We start from the raw sequence: 2,219 nt of genomic DNA on the forward strand, positions 1-2,219 counted from the left end.
CTCGGGGAGGATCGGACCGTCACCGCTGACCAGATCCTGATCGCCACCGGGGGCCGGCCGGCGCCGCATCCGGCCCTCGTCGGCCATGAGCACTGCATCTTTTCCAACGAAGCTTTCGACCTCAAGAAATTGCCGAAGGCAATCATGATCGAGGGCGGCGGCTACATCGCCGTCGAATTCGCCAACATCTTCCATGGGCTCGGCGTCGACACCACTCTGGTCTATCGCGGCAGGGAGATCCTGTCGCGCTTCGACATGGACCTCAGGCGCACACTGCACGAGACCATGGAAAAGAAGGGCATCAAGATCCTTTGCCATGCGGTGTCGGAATGGGTGCGCAAGCGGCCGGACGGGCGTCTGGACGCGCTCGTCACCGGCGGCAAGGTGCTGACCGTCGATCAGGTAATGCTTGCCATCGGCCGCATCCCCAACACCGAGAACATGGGCCTGGAAGGGGTCGGCATCGAACTCACCAGGACCGGCGCCATCAATGTCGACAAGTACTCGCGCACCAACATCGACAACATCTGGGCGATCGGCGACGTCACCAACCGCGTGCAGTTGACGCCGGTGGCGATCCATGAGGCGATGTGCTTCATCGAGTCCGCCTTCAAGGGCAACCCGACCGCGCCCGACCACGACACCATCCCGACGGCGGTGTTTTCGCAGCCGGAGATCGGCACCGTCGGCCTGTCGGAGGACGAGGCGGTCAAGCGCTTTGCCGACATCGAGGTTTATCGCGCCAGCTTCCGCCCGATGCGCCACACCCTGTCCGGTCGCGACGAGAAGATGCTGATGAAGCTGGTGGTCGACGGTGCCTCGGGGAAGGTGCTCGGCGCCCATATCCTCGGGCCGGATGCGGGCGAGATGGCGCAGCTTCTGGGGATTCCGCTGAAAGCAGGACTGACCAAGGAAGATTTCGACCGCACCATGGCCGTGCACCCGACGGCGGCGGAAGAACTGGTCACCATGTACAAGCCGACCTACCGGATGAAGAACGGCGAGCGCGTCTGACGATACCCACCGCCGGCGACAGCCGGCGGTGGGATGTTCAAGCCTACAGCAGCGTACCGCGCAGGATCACCAGCGCCACCGAGAAGTAGATCACCAGGCCGGTGACATCGACCAGCGTGGCGACGAACGGCGCCGAGGCGCTTGCCGGATCGAAGCCGATGCGCTTCAGCGCGAACGGCAGCATCGACCCGGAGAGCGAGCCGAAGGTGACAATGCCGATCAGCGCGGCACCCACTGTCGCCGCGATCAGTTCCCAGTGCGGGCCATAGTTGTAGAAGCCGAGATACTGCCACAGCGTGATGCGGCAGACGCCGACGACGCCGAGGATCGCCCCGAGCACAAGGCCGGTCGGCAGTTCGCGCAGGGCCACCCGCCACCAGTCGCCAAGGCCGATCTCGCGCAGCGCCAGCGCCCGGATGACCAGCGAGGTCGCCTGCGAGCCGGAATTGCCGCCCGAGCTCATGATCAGCGGGATGAACAGCGTCAGCACGATCGCCTTCTCCAGCTCGCCTTCATAGCTTTGCATGGCATTGGCGGTCAGCATCTCGCTGATGAACAGGGCGCAGAGCCAGCCGGCTCGCTTCTGGATCATGGCGAGGAAGCCCATCTTCATATAGGGCTCGTCGAGCGCCTCCATGCCGCCGAAGCGATGCACGTCCTCGGTCGTCTCCTCGACCATCGTGTCGATGATGTCGTCGATGGTGACGATGCCGAGGATCTTGCCGTGGTCGACGACCGGTACAGCGTGCAGGTCGTATTTGGAGATCGTCTGCGCCAGCGTCTCACGATCGGTCAGCGGCGTGACCGTCACCGGCTCGCGGTCCGGCGCCACCGACAGGATCGGATCGCCAGGCTCGCCGGTGATCAGACGCCGCAGTCCGGTCGAGCGCACCAGGAGGTGCGTTTGCGGATCGACGATATAGATCGCATAGACGGTCTCGCGGGTGCGCTCGACCTTGCGGATGTGGTCGAGCGTGCGGCCGACGGTCCAGTCCGACGGCACGCTGACGAACTCCGTCGTCATGATCGAGGCAGCGCTGCCTTCGGGATAACCGAGGATGGAAAGCAGCGTCGCGCGCAGCGGCGGCGCGAGCGTGCCGAGCAGTTCGGAACGCGCCGGCTCGTCGAGCTCGCGCAGGATGTCGACCGCGCGGCAAGGCTTCGACGAGCTCCGGCGCGCTTTCGAGCTCGGGCTGGTCGAAGAT

The 2,219-nt window shown here is 64.9% G+C and carries 1 protein-coding gene and 1 pseudogene; one reads left to right on the plus strand and one right to left on the minus strand.

All coding sequences use genetic code 11. The features are described 5' to 3' along the window. Window positions 1-1,014: FAD-dependent oxidoreductase (locus EOA33_RS33020; RefSeq protein ID WP_127407526.1), on the plus strand; the 1,014-nt coding region annotated here is incomplete at its 5' end. A 43-nt stretch (window positions 1,015-1,057) separates the two neighbouring features. On the opposite strand, the pseudogene mgtE reads toward EOA33_RS33020, so the two are convergent. Then, window positions 1,058-2,219 (minus strand): annotated as a pseudogene (gene mgtE, locus EOA33_RS33025) (magnesium transporter); the annotation flags it as partial.

The sequence above is a fragment of the Mesorhizobium sp. M4A.F.Ca.ET.050.02.1.1 genome (genome assembly GCF_003997725.1).
Classification (GTDB): Bacteria; Pseudomonadota; Alphaproteobacteria; order Rhizobiales; family Rhizobiaceae; genus Mesorhizobium.